This is a genomic window from Stenotrophomonas rhizophila, from assembly GCF_001704155.1.
Classification (GTDB): Bacteria; Pseudomonadota; Gammaproteobacteria; order Xanthomonadales; family Xanthomonadaceae; genus Stenotrophomonas; species Stenotrophomonas rhizophila_A.
The window spans coordinates 2,490,467-2,506,541 of sequence record NZ_CP016294.1; the positions used below are offsets into that span (position 1 = coordinate 2,490,467).

Sequence of the window (16,075 nt, forward strand, 5' to 3'; positions counted from 1 at the left end):
CTCCGATCAACGACGACGACCGCCGCCACCACCACCGCGCGGAGCGGCCGGCCGATTCATCGGCCGCCCCTGCGGGCGTGCGCCGGCGGGACGCTGCGAACTCTGCACGCTGCGATGCCCGCGATCGGCATCGCCCAGCGACTGGCCGGGATTGCGCGCACCATTGAACGCATTCTCCGGATGGCTGCCCGGCGGGCGACCGTGGCCGGCGCCCCCCTGGTTGCGGAACTGATTGCTGCCGGACGGGTTGCGCCCCTGCGCAGGGCGCTGGCCCAGCTCTCGCTGCGAAGCACCGGCGCGGTCGCGCGCCTCACGGTTGGTGGTGGCGGGCGTATCGAATCCACGGCGTTCCATCGACTGGCGTGCGCGGTCGCGCTCGGCCGCCCGTGCATCATCACGACCTCGATAGTCCTGCCGCTGCGCCGCACTGTCGCGCGCTCCGTCGAAGCGTTCGCGGGTAGCCCCGTCACGATAGGGCACGCCGTCACGGTTGGCCGCGTTGTGCTTCCACCTGCTGTCGTCGCGGTTGATCTGGCGGTTGCTGTTGAACTCGTTGTAGCGGTCCACGTCGATATCGATATCGCCGTGCCCCCAGTCCAGGTCGCCCCACAGCGCACCGCCCACGGCCACGCCGATGCCGAAACTGAGCAGCGCACCGCCGGGGTAGTAATACGGCGGCGGCGGGTAGTAGTACGGCGGGTAGGCCGGGTAGGCCCAGCTGCCGTACACCACGCTGGGGTTGTAACTGGGTACGTACACCACCTGCGGGTCGGCCGATTCGATCACGATGGTCTGTGGCGCGGAGGACGCTGCGGGCTGGGTGCTGACCTTCTGCTGTTCATTGCTGTCCAGGTGGCCAGCGGTCTGGGCCTGCCGGCGCAGGCGCTGCACCGAATCCATCACGGCGTCGGGCTGGGCCAGGAATGCGTCGCCCATCTTCTGTACCCAGGCCGGGTCCTGCCCCAGCACCGCCAGCAGCTGCGGGAACGCAACCAGTGATTGCACGCTGGGATCCCACGCCTGGTTGGCCACCTGGCGCACTGCTTCTTCGCCCTTGGCATCAGGATGTGCCTTTGACCACGCCACCGCATCGGTGACATCGCCAGGATAGCTGGAGGCCATCAGCACCTGCGCCAGCAGCGCGTCCGGATACAGCGCCACCGGCGCCAGCATCTGGTCCAGCTGTTCGCGCGTGAAGGTGCCTTGGCTCGCCGCTGCTTTGGCGGGCACGGGTGCGGCAGCGACGGCAGGGCGCACCGCCACCGCCGTGCAGGCCAGTGCCAGCACCAGCGTGGGTAGCCGTGCCCATGTCAGGTAGGTGTGCATGCGACCTCCACTTCAATGCGCCGTACGCCTGCGGCCAGGGTTCAGGGTTTGACGCCCGCTTGTACACCTTTGTCGACGACCAGCTTGGCCACCACCTTGCGCGCTGCGCCGTTGCTGCCGCTGCCCGCATCCGGTGCCACGCCCATGCCGTCGCCGGCGCGGACCCTGCCCGGTGCCAGGCCGGCATTCTGCTGCAGGTAGTTGGCCACCGCTGCGGCACGCTGGGTGCTCAGGCGCTGGTTGGCGGCGGCGTTGCCGGTGGAATCGGTGAACCCCTGCAGCACCACGGCGTAGTTGTGGGTCTGCTTTGCCTTGGCGGCGAATGCATCCAGATCGCCGCGTGCGTTGGCCGAGAGCTTTGCGCTGCCCGAGTCGAATGTCACTTCCGCCGCATCCAGCTGCTCGTACGTACCGAACTCGTCCATGCGCTTGTTCATCGCACCGACCTCCTCCGTGGTCGGCGCCATGCCCGCCTGGATCTGCCGGGTGGTGCGCAGGTCCTCGGAGCGGAAGCTGATTTCGCGCGCGGCCAGCGCATCGCCCGCGGCGCTGCCTTCGACCGTGACCGGAAGCCCCGCCGCCAGGACGCTGGCATCGGTCTTTTCATGGATGACGTTGGTCAGCCCTTTGGTCTTCTTGTACACCGTGTCGGCCGACACCTGCACGGTGTGTGCGGTGCGGGCCTGGTCCACCACGGTAATGGTGTCGCCCTGCACGGCCGTGATCACGCCTTTGAGCCTGGTTTTGGCCGGATCGGCGGCCGACGCGGCCAGGGAGGTGAGGCCGACCAGCACCAGCAGCAGGGGGGCGGCGGCGCGGGACACGGTGCGGGTGGACATGGGGCAGCTCCAGGAACGAGGACGATGAACCACGCTAGGCGTGGGCCAGCCGGCCCGCAATTGGCCCTTGGGGCCATACGCCGGGCATGGCACCAAGGGCCAATTCCCGGCCCTGCGGCAGGGGTCTAGCCTGCGCTGCGTAGTGGCCGCCGCGCCTGCTCGAGCGCGTGGCGGATTCCTTTCGTTCCCCGCCGGAGCCCTGCCATGAATGCCGACCCTGCTGCCCTGCCGCAACTGTCCACGGTGCTGGCTGCCGCCTCGATGCGCGCCGACCACTGGCGCCAACTGAACGCGTATGCGCGTGCGTGGGCGGCTGCAGGCACCGACAGCGCCGAACGGCGTGGCGCCTGCGTCGAAGCATTGGCCGACCTGCGCCCGCTCGAACAGTGCTGGGCCTACCCCGGCGAACGCCTGCTGGGCGCGCTGGCCGCGGCACTGGCCGACAACGACGCCGCACAGTTCGCGCGGCTGGCACGCAAGCTTTCGGCCGCGATCCTGTCCGGCGATTTCCGCCGCGACGAACAGGCCTGGAACGCCGACGACGACGGCGACCGCACCCTGCTCGATGCGTTGCCGCCCGAGCTGCTGGGCGCGCCGGACAAGCCCTACTTCGAAGTGTTGATCGTGACCCCCAACGAACCGGCGCTGTGGCAACGTGCTCGCGACGAAATGCGCGCCATGCGCCGCGTCGACGATCAGTTCCACTACGCGGTCACCCACGCCGGCAGTTTCGAGGATGCCGCGCTGGCGGCAATGGTCAATGCGGACGTGCAGGCGGTGGTCATCGTCGACGGATTCCGTTTCACCTCGCTGCTCGACATCCCGGACCTGAAGCAGTTCCTCGCCCGCAACCTCGGCAGCGACGACGAGCCGTCGACGGCCGGCGCATTGTCCACCTCGCTGGCCCGCGCCCTGAAGCACTTCCGACCGGAGCTGGACCTGTACCTGCTCACCGACCGCTCCCCGGAGCGTCTGGCCGGCAGCGACGAAGCCGCGCCGCTGCGCCGCGTCTTCCACCACGTCGAAGAACCCATGGAAGTGCACCTGGCATTGCTGGATGGCATCGCCGACCGTTACGAAACGCCGTACTTCGACAACCTCAAGAAATACGCGCTGCGCCCCATCGGCACTTTCCACGCGCTGCCGATCGCGCGCGGCAAGTCCATCTTCGGCTCCAACTGGATCCGCGACATGGGCCACTTCTACGGCACCAACATCCTGTTCGCCGAATCCTCGGCCACCACCGGTGGCCTGGACAGCCTGCTGGAACCCACCGGCACCATCAAACGCGCGCAGACCGCCGCGGCCAGGGCCTTTGGCGCCAAGCGCGCCTACTTCGGCACCAACGGCACTTCCACCTCGAACAAGATCGTGGTGCAGGCGGTGTGCAAGCCCGGCGACATCGTCATCGTCGACCGCAACTGCCACAAATCGCACCACTACGGCTTCGTGCTCAGCGGCGCGCAGCCCTACTACGTTGAAGCGTTCCCGTTGACCCAGTATTCGATGTACGGCGCGGTCCCGCTGCGCACCATCAAACAGGCGCTGCTGGACTGCCAGGCCGGCGGCAAGCTGGACCGGGTCAAGGTCATCGACATGACCAACTGCACCTTCGACGGCCACATGTACAACCCGCAACGGGTGATGGAGGAGTGCCTGGCGATCAAGCCGGACCTGATCTTCCTGTGGGACGAAGCCTGGTTCGGCTTCGCCCGCTTCAGCCCGCTGCACCGTCGGCGGACCGGTCTGGGCGCCGCGGCCGCGTTGACCGAACGCTATCGCAGCAAGGCGTACCGCACCGAGTACGAAGCCTGGAAGGCGCAGCGCGGCAAGGTCGAGCCCGGCGACCCGGCCCAGCTGGATGAACATCTGCTGCCCGATCCGGATAAGGTGCGCATCCGGGTATACCAGACCAACTCCACCCACAAGTCGATGTCTGCCTTCCGGCAGGGGTCGATGATGCTGGTCTGGGACGAGGATTTCCACGAGGTGGAAGGCCCGTTCGAAGAAGCGTTCTTCGCCCATACCTCGACCTCGCCCAACCTGCAGCTGATCGCCTCGCTTGACCTGGCACGGCGGCAGATGGAACTGGAAGGCTACGGCCTGACGCTGAAGATGACCGACCTGGCGCTGCGCCTGCGGCGCACCATCAACGGCCACCCGTTGATCTCGAAGTACTTCCACGTCGCCACGCCCGAAGACATGATCCCGGCCGAGTTCCGCGCCTCCGGCCTGCGCGACTACGGGCCGCCCAATGCCAGCTGGGTGGAGACGCTGCAGGCGTGGGACGACGATGAGTTCGCGCTGGACCCAACCCGGCTGACCGTGATCTGCGGCGCCGCCGGCTTCGACGGCACCCAGTTCAAGGGCCTTCTGGCCGAGCGCTTCGACATCCAGATCAACAAGACCTCGCGCAACAGCATCCTGGTCCAGACCAACATCAACAACACCCACAGCGACGCGGCGCTGTTGATCAAGGCCCTTGCCGACCTCTCGCGCGAAATCGAAGCGCGGCTGGCACAGGAAGGCGCCAACGGTCGCCAGGTCTTCGCCGACCGGGTCCGCGCATTGATGACCGACGTGCCCGACCTGCCCAACTTCAGCCAGTTCCACGATGCCTTCCGCGAAGCGCCGGACGGGGCCAGCAACGAAGGCCACATGCGCCCGGCCTTCTTCATGGCCTACGAGGAAGCCAACTGCGAATTCGTGCGGCTGCACAGCGACGACGTCGACCGGCGGCTGGCCGAAGGACCGCAGATGGTCTCTGCCAACTTCGTCATCCCCTACCCGCCCGGCTTCCCGATCATGGTGCCCGGCCAGGTGATCACCGCCGACACCATTGCCTTCATGCGCAAGCTGGATGTCAAGGAGATCCACGGCTACCACGCCGCGCAGGGAATCAAACTGATCAAACCCGATGCGCTGGCCGGCCTGCGTGCCGGTTCCCTGCAGTGAACCGCCGTCCCCCGGACAGGAGCACACGTCATGCAAGGTTTCTTCCAGTTTCTCGCTGACAACCCCTATATCCTGCTGTTCTTCACCGTCGGCATGGCGGTGCTGGCGGGCAAGTTCTCGGTCAAGGGCTACGGCCTGGGCATGGTCGCCGCAGCGGTGGTGGTCGGCGCGGCGCTGGCCACCTGGGCGTCCACCTACGGCGTGAAGCTGCAGCTGGACAACTTCGCCAAGTCGCTCTTCTACTATCTGTTCATGTACGGCGTGGGCCTACGGGTGGGGCCGGCGTTCTTCAACAGCCTCAAGAAGGACGGCATCAAGTTCACCATCCTGGCGGTGATCTGCGCCGTGCTGGGCCTGCTGCTGGTGGTGCTGATGTCCGGGCTGCTCGGGCTGCCGGCCGGCGCGGCCGGTGGCGTGCTGGCCGGGTCGCAGACCATGTCGGCCGCGATCGGGACCGCCGAAATGGCGGTCGAACAAGGCGCCTACCAGCTGCCGCCCGGGACGACCGCCGAGCAGGTTTCGGGAATGATCGCGCTGGGCTACGGCGTCACCTACATCTGGGGCACGGTCGGCATCATCCTGGTCTGCAAGTATCTGCCGCGCTGGTGGGGCGTGGATGCACGCAAGGCCGCACGCGAGTACGAGCTGGAACACGGCGTGCGCAACGTCGATGACGCCGCGCTTTCGGGCTACCGCGGCGGTGGCCTTCGTGCCTACCGGCTGGACAACGCCACCAGCGCCGGGCAGAGCATCGGCCAGTTCCGCAGCAGGTATCCGCAGTACCGCATCGTCAACGTGCGCCGCGGCGAGGAAACGCTGGGCGCGGATCCCGGCCTGGTGCTGCAGCAGGGCGACGTGGTCGCGCTGGGTGGACGCCTGCAGGACCTCACCGACAACATCGGCCTGCTCGGTGCGGAGGTGGACGACCCCAAGGCGTTGAACATTCCGCTGGACCAGGCCGAGATCCTGGTCACCGACAAGGACTTCGTCGGCAAGCCGCTGAGGAGCCTGGCCGGCGAGGATTTCGCGGGGCAACTGCAGGTCACCCGGCTGGAACGTTCGGGTGAACCCATCCCGGCCGGCGCCGAAACCGAACTCAAGCGCCTGGACGTGCTGTTCGTCACCGGTCTGAAGAGCGCGGTGGACCGTGCGGCCGGCATGCTCGGCAAGATCGCCCGTCCCAGCACTACCACCGACCTGCTGACGCTGTCCGGGGGCATGGTGCTGGGCCTGCTGATCGGCAAGATCAACGTGCCGATCGGCGACTTCTCGGTCGGCCTTGGCAACGCGGGCGGCCTGCTGCTCTCGGGCATCCTGGTGTCGTCGGTGGTGTCGCGGCTGCGCTTCTTTGGCAGCACGCCCAACGCCGCCCGCAACATCCTGGAGGACCTGGGCCTGGTGACCTTCATCGCCATCGTCGGCATCAATGCCGGCGCCACCTTGCTGGAACAGCTGACCGGCGCCATCGCGCTCAAGATCTTCCTGGCGGGCTTCGTCGCCAGCACGGTGCCGCCCTTCATCACCTGGGCGGTGGGGTACCACTTCTTCAAGATCAATCCCGCCGTGCTGATGGGCGGCGTGGCCGGCTCACGGTCGCACTCGGGTCCCGCGCGCGAGGCCGCCAAGGAGATCGACAGTACCGTGCCCTGGGTGGGCTTCCCGGTCGGCTATGCCGTGTCCGGCGTGCTGTACACCGTGTTTGGCTACTTCGCGATGTTGCTCTCGCACTAGGAGACGGACATGAAGCCACTCGCATGCATGCTGGCCGCAGCGGCGCTGCTGCCAGCCCTGGCCCGGGCGCAGTCCGCTGCGCCCGACGACCCGGCCCCGGCCGACGCGTCCCCCAGTTCCACCGAACAGGGCCAGACCCCCCTCGACGAAGCGTTCGTCCCGCGCGACCGCGCTGCCTGGATCCGCGAAACGCGCCGCCAGGCGTGGAAGGACACCGCCTTCGACGTGCAGGCGCGCACCTTCTACCTGGACCGCGACAAGTACGACGACAGCCAGAGCACGGCGTGGGCACTGGGCGGCTCGGCCGGGTTCAAGACCGGCTACTTCCGCGAACGCTTCGCCTTCGGCGCCACCGGCTACACCTCCCAGCGCCTGTACGGACCGGATGACAAGGACGGCACCCTGCTGCTCAAACCCGGCCAGGAAGGCTACACCGTGCTGGGCGAAGCCTATGGCGAGTTCCTGATCAACGATGACACCCGGCTCAAGCTCGGCCGCTTCGGCATCGATACCCCCTACGTCAACCGAAATGACGCGCGCATGACCCCGAACACCTTCCAGGCCCTGACCGTGCAGGGGGTGTATGGCGGCGACGGCGGCGCACCGCAATGGAAATTCGGTGCCGGCTACTTCGACAAGATCAAGGAGCGCAACGCGGACAGTTTCGTGTCCATGGCCAGGGACGCAGGCGCGCCTTCCTGGGTCGACCGCGGCGTGTATACGCTTGGCGCGAATTACACCCGCGACCGGCTAAGCGCCGGTGCGATCTACTACCACAGCAACGACATCATCAGCATCTTCTACACCGAGGCGAAGTACGCCTTTCCGCTGGGCGACACCGCCAAACTCAACCTGGCGCTGCAGTACTCCGACCAGGACAGTGCGGGCGACAACCTGCTGCGCGGCGATGAATTCTCCGCCCGCCAATGGGGTGGCAAGCTGGAACTGGGTTACAAGGGAGCGCTGTTCACCACCGGCTACACCCGTGCCAGTGGCGGCACCAACATGCAGAACCCGTGGAGCGGCTATCCCGGCTACACCAGCGTGCAGGTCGAGGATTTCAACCGCAATGGCGAAGGCGCCTGGCTGCTGCGTGCGGCGTACAACGTCCAATCGGTCAAGGGGCTGAGCTTCTATGCGCTGTACGTGGATGGCTCCGATCCGGACGCGCTCACCGACTACGCCAAGGACGAGTACAACCTCAACGCCCAATGGACGGCGGCCGACGGGCCGCTGAAAGGCCTGATGATGCGGGTGCGTTACGCGCACATCAGCCAGAAGGGTCCGCAGACCAGCGACCTGGACGACCTCCGGCTGCTGGTCTACTACGATCCGCCGGGACTCTGATCCACCCATCCGGAGGGGCGCGCATGGACGGCTTCGCATCGCTGCTGGACCGCTATCCGGAACTTGCCGTGTACCTGGCCCTGGCGCTGGGCCACTGGCTGGGCGGCATCAAGGTCCATGGGTTCAACCTCGGCGGTGTCACCGGTTCGTTGCTGGTGGGCATGCTGATTGGCTGGGCATTCCATGTCCCGGTGGCGGCCACCGCCAAATCGCTGGTGTTCCTGCTGTTCCTGTTCGGCATCGGCTACGAGGTCGGTCCGCGCTTCCTGTCCGCGATGAAGGGCGATGGCTGGCGCTATGCGGTGCTGGCGGTATTCATGCCCGTGGTAGGGCTGCTGGCCGCCCTGGTCGTCGCCCACGCGCTGAAGCTCGATCCGGGCCTGGCGGCCGGCATGATGTCCGGCGCCCTGACCGAATCGCCGGCGATGGGCACGGCCAGCGAGGCCATCCAGCGCCTGCCCATCGATGACGCGCTCAAGGCCCGCTACATCGCCCATGTCGGCGTTGCCGATGCCTTGTGCTACGTGGCCGGGGCACTGGGGGTGATCCTCACCTGCAACGTGATCGGGCCGCGCCTGCTGCGCCTGAACCTGGTCGACGATGCGCTGGCACTGGAGCACCGGTTCGGCATCGAACGCTCGGCGGCCGGCATCGCATCGGCCTGGCAGCCCTTCGACACCCGCGCCTATCGCATCGCGCCGGGCATGCGAATCGCCGGTTTGCGCGTGGACCAGGCCGAATGCCTGCTGCCGGGCCTGCGCCTGTTCGTCTACCGGGTGCGTCACGGCCAGTCACTGGTCGAGCCGGGCCCGGCCACGCGCCTGCATGCCGGCGACCACATCGTCATCGGCGGTCCACGCAAGGCGCTGGTGGAAGTGCTGGGCGAGCGTGCCGAGGAAGTGGACGACCCGGAACTGCTGGACATTCCAATGGCGTCCCACCAGGTGCTGGTCAGCCGGCGTACCTGGGCCGGGCAGCGGCTGGAACAGATCGCTCGCGACGATGCGGTGCGCGCGGTGTTCCTGCGCGGGATCCGCCGCAACGGCCAATCGATGCCGATCGGCACCCAGACAGTGCTCGAACGCGGGGACGTGCTGGAACTGATCGGACCGGAGCCTGCAGTGGTGCGTGCTGCCGCCGAAGTCGGTCGGATCCTGCACCCGACCACCGCCACCGATTTCGTGGTCGTGGGCATGGCGATCTTCCTCGGCGCGGTATCCGGCATCGTTGCCGTGGTGCCGCTGGGCACGCTGTCGGTCAGCATCGGCAGCAGCGTCGGCGCGCTGCTGGGCGGCATCGTGGTCGGGCACCTGCGGGTGCGCCGCCCGCTGTTCGGGCGGGTCCCGGACAGCGCGGTCAAGCTGATGCAGTCCTACGGCCTTGCCGCGTTCGTTGCGATGGTCGGGCTGGGTGCCGGCCCGCATTTCGTCGAAGCGGTGGAACAACACGGGCTCGGCCTGTTCCTGGGCGGCATCGGGGTCACCATGACGCCGTTGCTGGCCGGTCTGTGGTTCGGCCACAAGGTACTGAAAATTCCCGGGGTGCTGCTGCTGGGTGCAATCTCAGGCGCGCAGACGTTCACCGCGGCGCTGGCCGCGCTGCAGGAACGCTCGGACAGTTCGATCGCGGTGATCGGTTACTCCGGTGCGGTCGCCATCGCCCATGTGCTGCTGACCACCTGGGGCACGGTGATGGTGCTGGCGATGGCCTGAGGACGCCAGGGCGCAGGTACCTTTCAGCCGCCGCCGGGATCGACGTGGGCCAGCTCGGCCAGGCGGACCAGCGCCGCCACCGAACGCACGCCGAACTTCACCATGATGCGGCTGCGGTGCACCTTGGTGGTCTTCAACGAAATCCCCAGGTCTGCAGCGATCTGCTTGTTCAACCGCCCGGAAATCACATGCGGCAGCACCTGGCGCTCGCGCGGGGTCAGGCACTGGTAGCGCTGCACCGCGCCCTGCTCGCCACTGCGCCGGATCCGTGCGCAGGCATCGGCGTCGATGCCGCGCATCACCGCCTCCAGCAGCACCGCTGCATCCACCGGCTTGGTCAGGAAATCCACCGCGCCGGCACGCATTGCCTGGGCGCAGCTGGAAACGTCCGCATCGCCGCTGACGAAGATCATCACCGGCGCCTGGCCGCGTTCTCCGAACAGCTGCTGCAACGCCAGCCCGTCCATCCCGGGCATGTGCAGGTCCAGCACCACGCACCCTGCGGTGTCGGCATCGTACCGGGCCAGGAATTCGTCCGGGGAGCCGCTCAGGGTCACCTCCAGCCCATCGGCGCGGAGGCAGCGTCCCAGCGCGGCAAGCACGCGCGGGTCATCGTCGACAATGTGCACGACAGGGCTCATGGCACTACTCCATCAAAGGAAGGTCGATGTAGAAACAGGCGCCGCCCTCGGGCAGGTTGCGGGCATTGATCTCGCCACCGTGGGCCCGAAGCAGCGTGCGGCAGATCGCCAGGCCCATGCCCATGCCGTTGGGCTTGCTGCTGTGGAACGGGGCGAAGATGGTGTCCATGCGCTCCGCCGCGATGCCGGGGCCGGTGTCGCGCACCTCGATCCGGATGGTCCCTGGCACCGAGCCGTCCGTGCGCACGGTCAGCACCCGGCGTGGGCTGTCGACCATGGCATCGCAGGCATTGATGACCAGGTTGAGCAGCACCTGCTGCAGCTGCACGCCATCACCCTGAACCCGGCTGAACGGTACCGACAGGTCCAGCCGATACTCGACACTGCGGTTGATCAGGTCGTTGCGGATCACACGGAGCGCATCATGCACCAGGTCGTTGACCATCAACGCGCCGAGCGTCCGGGTCTCGCGCCGCAGCAGCCCGCGCAGGCGGCTGATCACCTCGCCGGCGCGCTGGTCGTTCTCGACGATGTCCTGCAGGATCTCGCGGATCTCGCCGATCGCGCCCGGGTCGCGGCGCAGGATCCGCAGGCCGGCTTGGGCATTGCTCAGGATCGCCGCCAGCGGCTGGTTGAGCTCATGCGCCAGCGAGCCCGAAATCTCACCGATCAGGGTGACCCGCGACATGTGCGCCATGCTTTCGCGCTCCACCGCAAGCTCCTGCTCGGCATGCCGCTGCGCGCTCAGGTCGGCAACCGCGAGCACGCCCTGCCATCCGCAATCAAGTTCCACCGCATTGAACAGCAGTTCCACCGGAAACGCCTGGCCATCACGACGCAGGCCATGCTCGTCACGGTCCATGCAACGCGCGGCGACGGGGTCGGTGCGGTGGCTGCAGGACCAGATGGCACCGGTGGCATCCGGCAACAGGGCAACCAGCGGCCTGCCCTCGATCTCGCCCTGCGCGTAGCCGAATACCGTCGCCGCACGGTCGTTGGCATAACGCACCACGCAGTGCCGGTCGACCAGCAGCAAAGCCAGCGGCAGCGCGTTCAGTACCGCCCGCAGCTTGACCTGCTCCCCCGTTATCGGCTCCGGGTGTGGCGTAAGCGTCACCATGCTGGCCTCCGAGGCCCGTGAGCGTGCAGCGAACCGTGCATGTGGATTCTCCTTCAACCCACCCCCTTCAACGCAGACGCACACCGATGACGCATCACACTTACCTGGGCGGATTGATCACCACATACTGCACCGTGGTACCGCTGTACCGCGGCTCATACCAGGTACTCCCGCACTGCTGGTAGGCCATGCCATTGATGACGGTGGTCACGCAGCTGGGCGGCACCGAATTCACGATCGAGCCGATCACCGCCGAGGTCACCGCCACGCCCGCCGTAACCGCCGCCGCCGTCGCGAACGGGTGGTCGTCATAGCGGTTCCAGTGGTCGTCGTGGTAGTCCACGTCCACATGGACATCCCGATTCACGTTCCGGTTCACATTCCGGTTGACGTCGCGGTCCACGTTGCGGTTTGCGTTGTGGTTGACGTCGCGGTGGGCGCCACCGCCCTGCGGGCGTACCGGCCGATTGATGTTGGCGTGCGCGCTTGCGCGGGCCGCGCCGCCGCCGCCGCGGTGGCCGTGCTGCGCGTTGACCGGCGCGATGCCCACCGCAAGCAGGACCAGCAGGCTTCCCGCGCAGGTCAACACAGGGATGCGGGTCTTGAGCAGGGTGCGCATGTCAGTTCTCCTGGCCGGCATCGGGGGTGACCACGGCAACCTCGACCGGCACCAGCTTTATCCGCGCGGCGTCGGCCGGCGGGGTGAAGTGGAACGCGCTAGCCGGTACCGCCGTGCCGGTATCCCAGTTCAGGCGGCCCCGATACTGCGGCTGGGCCGGGTCATCCAGGGAGTTGATGATCAGCTTCTTCGGCAGCGAGGTCGCCTTGGAAATCCACACCTGCCAGTCCACGGCATCCTGCTTGAACGCGTACTGCTCCACCGGCTCACCGTCCACGGTATCGCCGCCAATGTGCAATGCGTTGCGGATCGCGGACGTGGGCGCCTTGTCGGTACCCCAAAGGAACATATCGGCCAGTGGCATTTCGATGCCATAGCGGATGGCGGCCTGGTCGACCAGTTCACCCAGCGTGGCCCCTACCCCGTCCACCTGCGCGTAGTACTTCAACCGCGGCGAGTACACCGTCAAGGCCTTGCCATCGTAGAACAGCTGCCGCAACTGGCGGTCACTGCGCAGTTCCAGGAACAGCTGGTCGGGCGCCTTGACCTTGTAGGTCACCACACCGTCCAGCTCGATCTTCTGGCCGTCTTCCAGCACCACCTCGGTGCTTGCATCGGAGGTCAGCGAGAACTGTCTGAGTCCACGCAACGCCGCACCCATCCGATCCAGCGCCGCCAGCGCTTCAGGATCGCGCTCGCCGGCGTCCGCGGTGGCCGGCGGCGTGCGCGCCGGTGCCCCCGCGAGCGGCAGCGCGACGCCCGCCAGCCCAGCGATCAGCAGGCAGGCAGTGCGGGCAATACAGATTGCAGGGGTCGCCATTGCATGCCTCCGGAGAAGGAAAGGAAAACGCGCGGCTCAGAAACCCGCGCTGATCGACACGCTCCAGGGATCGCCCTCGAAGCGGTTGCGCACGCTGAACTCACTCAGATAGCGGAACGAAACATCCACATGCTCACCGCCGGACCACTTCTTGCCGTAGGTCAGCACCGGCCCGACACCGAACGAACGACCTTTGAAGCCGTCGAGGCGGTCGGCCAGGTCGCTTTCATCGTCCTGCACCTGCTGCAGCCAGCCGGCGGCCGCGCCGAACCCCCAGCCACTGGCGGTGCGTTTGACCAGCAGCGCGTCGGTGCGCAGGACCAGGCCGTTCTTGTAGTCGGTGTCATCGTTGCGGCTGTACCAGTCCATGCCACCAAGCACGCTGAATTCCAGCGTGCCTTTCTGGAACAGATGGGTGTAGCCGGCGGCAGGCGACACGGTCCAGACGTTCAGGCCGGGGTTGGCCAGCTTGCCCGGCGTGTACTTGGCGGTGGGCGCGTAGACATAGAGGCCGAACGACAGGTGCTGCACCTGGCTGATGTGGAAACCAGCGACCACCGGCGCGAAGTACACGTCGAACAGATTCGAAGCGCTGTCCTGCACACGCACCTGGTTGCCCAGCGGGCCCTGCAGGCTGGCGGTGACATCGGCATCGATGTAGGGCACGGTCAACATGCTGGCGAAGTTCCACCGGCCGGTCCTGGTCGGCCACACGTACACGCCGGTGGCGGCCCACAGGCTGACATCCGCCTCCAGCCCCAACGAGACCTGCCCCGCGATCGGCGCCGGTCGGCTGGCGCCGATCTTGCCGTCGTACTGCACATAGCTCAGCGACCACTGCATGCCAGGCTCCGGCGGAATCACGCCGACGTAGGAGGTAATCTGCATGCCGGTGATCGAACGTCCCAACCCGCCTTCGACCGCGTGCGCGGGCAACGTGGCGACCAGTGCGAGCGTGCCAAGCAGCACGGCAGTGGCCAGGCAGCTGCGGCGATAGAGGGAGGCGGAAGGGGCTGGCATGGCAATCACCTCGTGGGTCAACGTTCTACGCAGCGGAAGCCGACGTGGCAGGTGGAGGTATCGATCGGCTGGGCCATCCGTGCGGCCGGACGGTAGCGGCGGCAATAGTTGGGCGCGCAAAGGTGCGAGCCACCCTTCATCACCCGCCGTGGGATCGCGCTGCCATCGCTCGGATCGTGGCTGCGCTGGCGCTCGCCGCCGCGTGGGTTTTCGATCGCGCAGCAGGCTTTGCTCTGCAGCTGGTCGTGCTGCTGGTACCAGTCGCTGGTCCACTCCCACACGTTGCCGATCATGTCGTACAGCCCGTAGCCGTTCGGCGGATAGCTGCCCACCGGCGAGGTCCAGCGGTGCCCGTCTTCTTCCACGTTCATCCACGGGAACTCGCCCTGCCAGGTATTGGCCTGGTGGCGCCCCCGCACGGTGAGGCTGTCGCCCCACGCGAACTCGGTGGCGTCCTGGCCGCCACAGGCGGCGAACTCCCATTCGGCTTCGGTTGGCAGCGACTTCCCGATCCACGTGGCATACGCCTGTGCATCGGCGAAGGTCACATGGACCACCGGGTGGTCATCCAGGCCGTCCAGTTGGGTAAAGGGTCCGCGCGGATGGCGCCAGTTGGCGCCTGCAACGTAGTGCCACCAGTTGTGGGTATTGGACATGTCCACCGGGCCGGAGGGCTGCACGAACACCACCGACGAGGGCACCAGCAGCGCCGGATCCGCACCCGGGTAGTCGCGCGGATCGGCAGGCCGCTCGGCCGCGGTCACATAACCGGTGGCGCTGACGAAGCGCGAGAACTCGCGGTTGGTGACCGGATAGCGGTCGATCCGGAACGGCCCCACCCGCACCTTGTGCGCGGGGCGCTCTTCCGGGTAATGGTCGTTGGAGCCCATCAGGAAGACCCCGCCCTCGATGTCGATCATGGTATCGGCCACCACACTCATCTCTTCCCCCTCAGCCGAAAGGCGCAACATTGAACGTCATGCTCACGATAGCCAGCAGGCCAAGCAGCCAGAGCAGGCCTGCGGTGATCAGGGTCAGCGATATCGGGTAGTGGCTTTCGCCGTGGATCAGGCCTTCACCCATCATCAGGGCACGCTCGCGGCGCAGCTCCTTCATGTAGCGCAGGTGGTAGATGATGCCCAGGGTCAGCATCACCATGCCCAGTGCGACCAGGGCCACGCCGAAGTTGCGCGGGGCGTGCGGGCGCAGGGTCACGCCGGGCGTCTCCAGCATGTGGCCGAAGAACTGGTAGATGGTGAAGCCGAATCCGATCAGCGACAGCGCGGTGCGGATGATCGACATCAGCGTGCGGTCGGCGCTCATGCGCGTGCGCTGGAACGACATGCCGGTGCGCCGCGAGGACAGCTCCAGCGATGCCTGGTCGGTGCCGCCCAGCGTCTGCCGTGCCTGCTCGATGGTGATGGCGCGGTCGGACAGTGCCTTCGCCGGATCTTTCTCGGTCATGGCCGGGAGTCCTTGCCGTGGTGGGGGTGACGCCGCAGCCAATAGCCCGCCAGGCGGGTGAAGGGGCCTCGCAGGATGAGGTAGGGAATGAAGCCCAGCAGGACCGCGAGCACGAACGCTTCCAGCGGGTAGCGGAAGCCGCCGTACACGCGGACCTGGTAGATCACATCCATGACTACGCCCAGCAACAGGATCCGCGTCGTTGCGGTAACCCCTTCGCGCCATGTGGCGAGGCGCTCACCGCCGCTGCTGTGGGCGATGAGCCATGCATAGGGCGGCTTGCCGGCCCGGGCGGCGCGGATGCCGTCGATCAGCGCGGTGATCAGCGCCATGGTCGGCTGCAGGAAGAACCGGAACGTCATCGGACCGTCAGCACGACCCATCATGTCTGTCCAGAAGCGCGTCAGGAAATCGATGGCCAGGAGCATTGCCGGGTTCCATTGCAGAGGATTCCAGCTTGGCGGTGACAATGTAAACGCAC

The 16,075-nt window shown here is 67.1% G+C and carries 14 protein-coding genes; 4 read left to right on the forward strand and 10 right to left on the reverse strand.

Annotated elements, in window-relative coordinates; translation table 11 throughout:
• Positions 1 to 6: 6 nt before the first annotated feature.
• Both BAY15_RS11110 and BAY15_RS11115 read right to left on the reverse strand, forming a co-directional pair.
• On the reverse strand, positions 7 to 1,326 hold the full coding sequence (locus BAY15_RS11110; RefSeq protein WP_068852482.1) for a DUF3300 domain-containing protein: 1,320 nt from the start codon (positions 1,324 to 1,326) through the stop codon (positions 7 to 9).
• A gap of 41 nt (positions 1,327 to 1,367) precedes the next feature.
• Positions 1,368 to 2,165 (reverse strand): OmpA family protein, encoded by a 798-nt coding sequence (locus BAY15_RS11115; RefSeq protein ID WP_068852485.1) that lies wholly within the window; start codon positions 2,163 to 2,165, stop codon positions 1,368 to 1,370.
• A gap of 204 nt (positions 2,166 to 2,369) precedes the next feature.
• On the opposite strand from BAY15_RS11115, the gene BAY15_RS11120 reads away from it, so the two are divergent.
• From BAY15_RS11120 to BAY15_RS11135, 4 genes are read left to right on the forward strand one after another with little or no spacing between them, the layout of a single operon-like run.
• Positions 2,370 to 5,120: a decarboxylase gene (locus BAY15_RS11120; RefSeq protein WP_068852487.1), complete on the forward strand. Its 2,751-nt coding sequence runs from the start codon at positions 2,370 to 2,372 to the stop codon at positions 5,118 to 5,120.
• Positions 5,121 to 5,150: 30 nt separating this feature from the next.
• The gene (locus BAY15_RS11125) at positions 5,151 to 6,851 is read left to right on the forward strand and encodes an aspartate:alanine exchanger family transporter (protein WP_068852489.1); all 1,701 of its coding nucleotides are present in this window, start codon (positions 5,151 to 5,153) and stop codon (positions 6,849 to 6,851) included.
• Positions 6,852 to 6,860: 9 nt separating this feature from the next.
• Positions 6,861 to 8,198, forward strand: a complete 1,338-nt coding sequence (locus tag BAY15_RS11130; RefSeq protein WP_083214159.1) for an OprD family outer membrane porin — start codon at positions 6,861 to 6,863, stop codon at positions 8,196 to 8,198.
• Positions 8,199 to 8,221: 23 nt separating this feature from the next.
• Positions 8,222 to 9,910, forward strand: a complete 1,689-nt coding sequence (locus BAY15_RS11135) for an aspartate-alanine antiporter (RefSeq protein WP_068852493.1) — start codon at positions 8,222 to 8,224, stop codon at positions 9,908 to 9,910.
• Between the two features lie 23 nt (positions 9,911 to 9,933).
• On the opposite strand, the gene BAY15_RS11140 is transcribed toward BAY15_RS11135, so the two are convergent.
• The 8 genes from BAY15_RS11140 to BAY15_RS11175 all read right to left on the reverse strand — a co-directional run bounded on the left by BAY15_RS11140 (position 9,934) and on the right by BAY15_RS11175 (position 16,022).
• The gene (locus BAY15_RS11140; RefSeq protein WP_068852496.1) at positions 9,934 to 10,551 is read right to left on the reverse strand and encodes a response regulator transcription factor; all 618 of its coding nucleotides are present in this window, start codon (positions 10,549 to 10,551) and stop codon (positions 9,934 to 9,936) included.
• A 4-nt stretch (positions 10,552 to 10,555) separates the two neighbouring features.
• Positions 10,556 to 11,671 (reverse strand): sensor histidine kinase, encoded by a 1,116-nt coding sequence (locus BAY15_RS11145; protein ID WP_068852499.1) that lies wholly within the window; start codon positions 11,669 to 11,671, stop codon positions 10,556 to 10,558.
• A 100-nt stretch (positions 11,672 to 11,771) separates the two neighbouring features.
• The gene (locus BAY15_RS11150) at positions 11,772 to 12,290 is read right to left on the reverse strand and encodes a hypothetical protein (RefSeq protein WP_068852502.1); all 519 of its coding nucleotides are present in this window, start codon (positions 12,288 to 12,290) and stop codon (positions 11,772 to 11,774) included.
• Position 12,291: 1 nt separating this feature from the next.
• Positions 12,292 to 13,110, reverse strand: a complete 819-nt coding sequence (locus BAY15_RS11155) for a DUF2092 domain-containing protein (RefSeq protein ID WP_083214160.1) — start codon at positions 13,108 to 13,110, stop codon at positions 12,292 to 12,294.
• Between the two features lie 36 nt (positions 13,111 to 13,146).
• The gene (locus BAY15_RS11160) at positions 13,147 to 14,130 is read right to left on the reverse strand and encodes a SphA family protein (protein WP_068854678.1); all 984 of its coding nucleotides are present in this window, start codon (positions 14,128 to 14,130) and stop codon (positions 13,147 to 13,149) included.
• 17 nt (positions 14,131 to 14,147) lie between these two features.
• On the reverse strand, positions 14,148 to 15,071 hold the full coding sequence (locus tag BAY15_RS11165) for a formylglycine-generating enzyme family protein (RefSeq protein WP_068852505.1): 924 nt from the start codon (positions 15,069 to 15,071) through the stop codon (positions 14,148 to 14,150).
• A gap of 10 nt (positions 15,072 to 15,081) precedes the next feature.
• Positions 15,082 to 15,594 carry a YidH family protein gene (locus tag BAY15_RS11170; protein WP_083214162.1) on the reverse strand — a complete coding sequence of 171 codons (513 nt, stop codon included), beginning with the start codon at positions 15,592 to 15,594 and terminating at the stop codon, positions 15,082 to 15,084.
• The gene (locus tag BAY15_RS11175) at positions 15,591 to 16,022 is read right to left on the reverse strand and encodes a hypothetical protein (RefSeq protein ID WP_068852508.1); all 432 of its coding nucleotides are present in this window, start codon (positions 16,020 to 16,022) and stop codon (positions 15,591 to 15,593) included. The genes BAY15_RS11170 and BAY15_RS11175 overlap by 4 nt, the downstream gene beginning before the upstream one ends.
• Positions 16,023 to 16,075 lie beyond the last annotated feature (53 nt).

What these genes read in the sequence shown, in the direction of transcription:
- BAY15_RS11110 (WP_068852482.1), bottom strand. Translation starts at nt 1,326, where the DNA reads ATGCACACCTACCTGACATGGGCACGGCTACCCACGCTGGTGCTGGCA.
- BAY15_RS11115 (WP_068852485.1), bottom strand. Translation starts at nt 2,165, where the DNA reads ATGTCCACCCGCACCGTGTCCCGCGCCGCCGCCCCCCTGCTGCTGGTG.
- BAY15_RS11120 (WP_068852487.1), top strand. Translation starts at nt 2,370, where the DNA reads ATGAATGCCGACCCTGCTGCCCTGCCGCAACTGTCCACGGTGCTGGCT.
- BAY15_RS11125 (WP_068852489.1), top strand. Translation starts at nt 5,151, where the DNA reads ATGCAAGGTTTCTTCCAGTTTCTCGCTGACAACCCCTATATCCTGCTG.
- BAY15_RS11130 (WP_083214159.1), top strand. Translation starts at nt 6,861, where the DNA reads ATGAAGCCACTCGCATGCATGCTGGCCGCAGCGGCGCTGCTGCCAGCC.
- BAY15_RS11135 (WP_068852493.1), top strand. Translation starts at nt 8,222, where the DNA reads ATGGACGGCTTCGCATCGCTGCTGGACCGCTATCCGGAACTTGCCGTG.
- BAY15_RS11140 (WP_068852496.1), bottom strand. Translation starts at nt 10,551, where the DNA reads ATGAGCCCTGTCGTGCACATTGTCGACGATGACCCGCGCGTGCTTGCC.
- BAY15_RS11145 (WP_068852499.1), bottom strand. Translation starts at nt 11,671, where the DNA reads ATGGTGACGCTTACGCCACACCCGGAGCCGATAACGGGGGAGCAGGTC.
- BAY15_RS11150 (WP_068852502.1), bottom strand. Translation starts at nt 12,290, where the DNA reads ATGCGCACCCTGCTCAAGACCCGCATCCCTGTGTTGACCTGCGCGGGA.
- BAY15_RS11155 (WP_083214160.1), bottom strand. Translation starts at nt 13,110, where the DNA reads ATGGCGACCCCTGCAATCTGTATTGCCCGCACTGCCTGCCTGCTGATC.
- BAY15_RS11160 (WP_068854678.1), bottom strand. Translation starts at nt 14,130, where the DNA reads ATGCCAGCCCCTTCCGCCTCCCTCTATCGCCGCAGCTGCCTGGCCACT.
- BAY15_RS11165 (WP_068852505.1), bottom strand. Translation starts at nt 15,071, where the DNA reads ATGAGTGTGGTGGCCGATACCATGATCGACATCGAGGGCGGGGTCTTC.
- BAY15_RS11170 (WP_083214162.1), bottom strand. Translation starts at nt 15,594, where the DNA reads ATGACCGAGAAAGATCCGGCGAAGGCACTGTCCGACCGCGCCATCACC.
- BAY15_RS11175 (WP_068852508.1), bottom strand. Translation starts at nt 16,022, where the DNA reads ATGCTCCTGGCCATCGATTTCCTGACGCGCTTCTGGACAGACATGATG.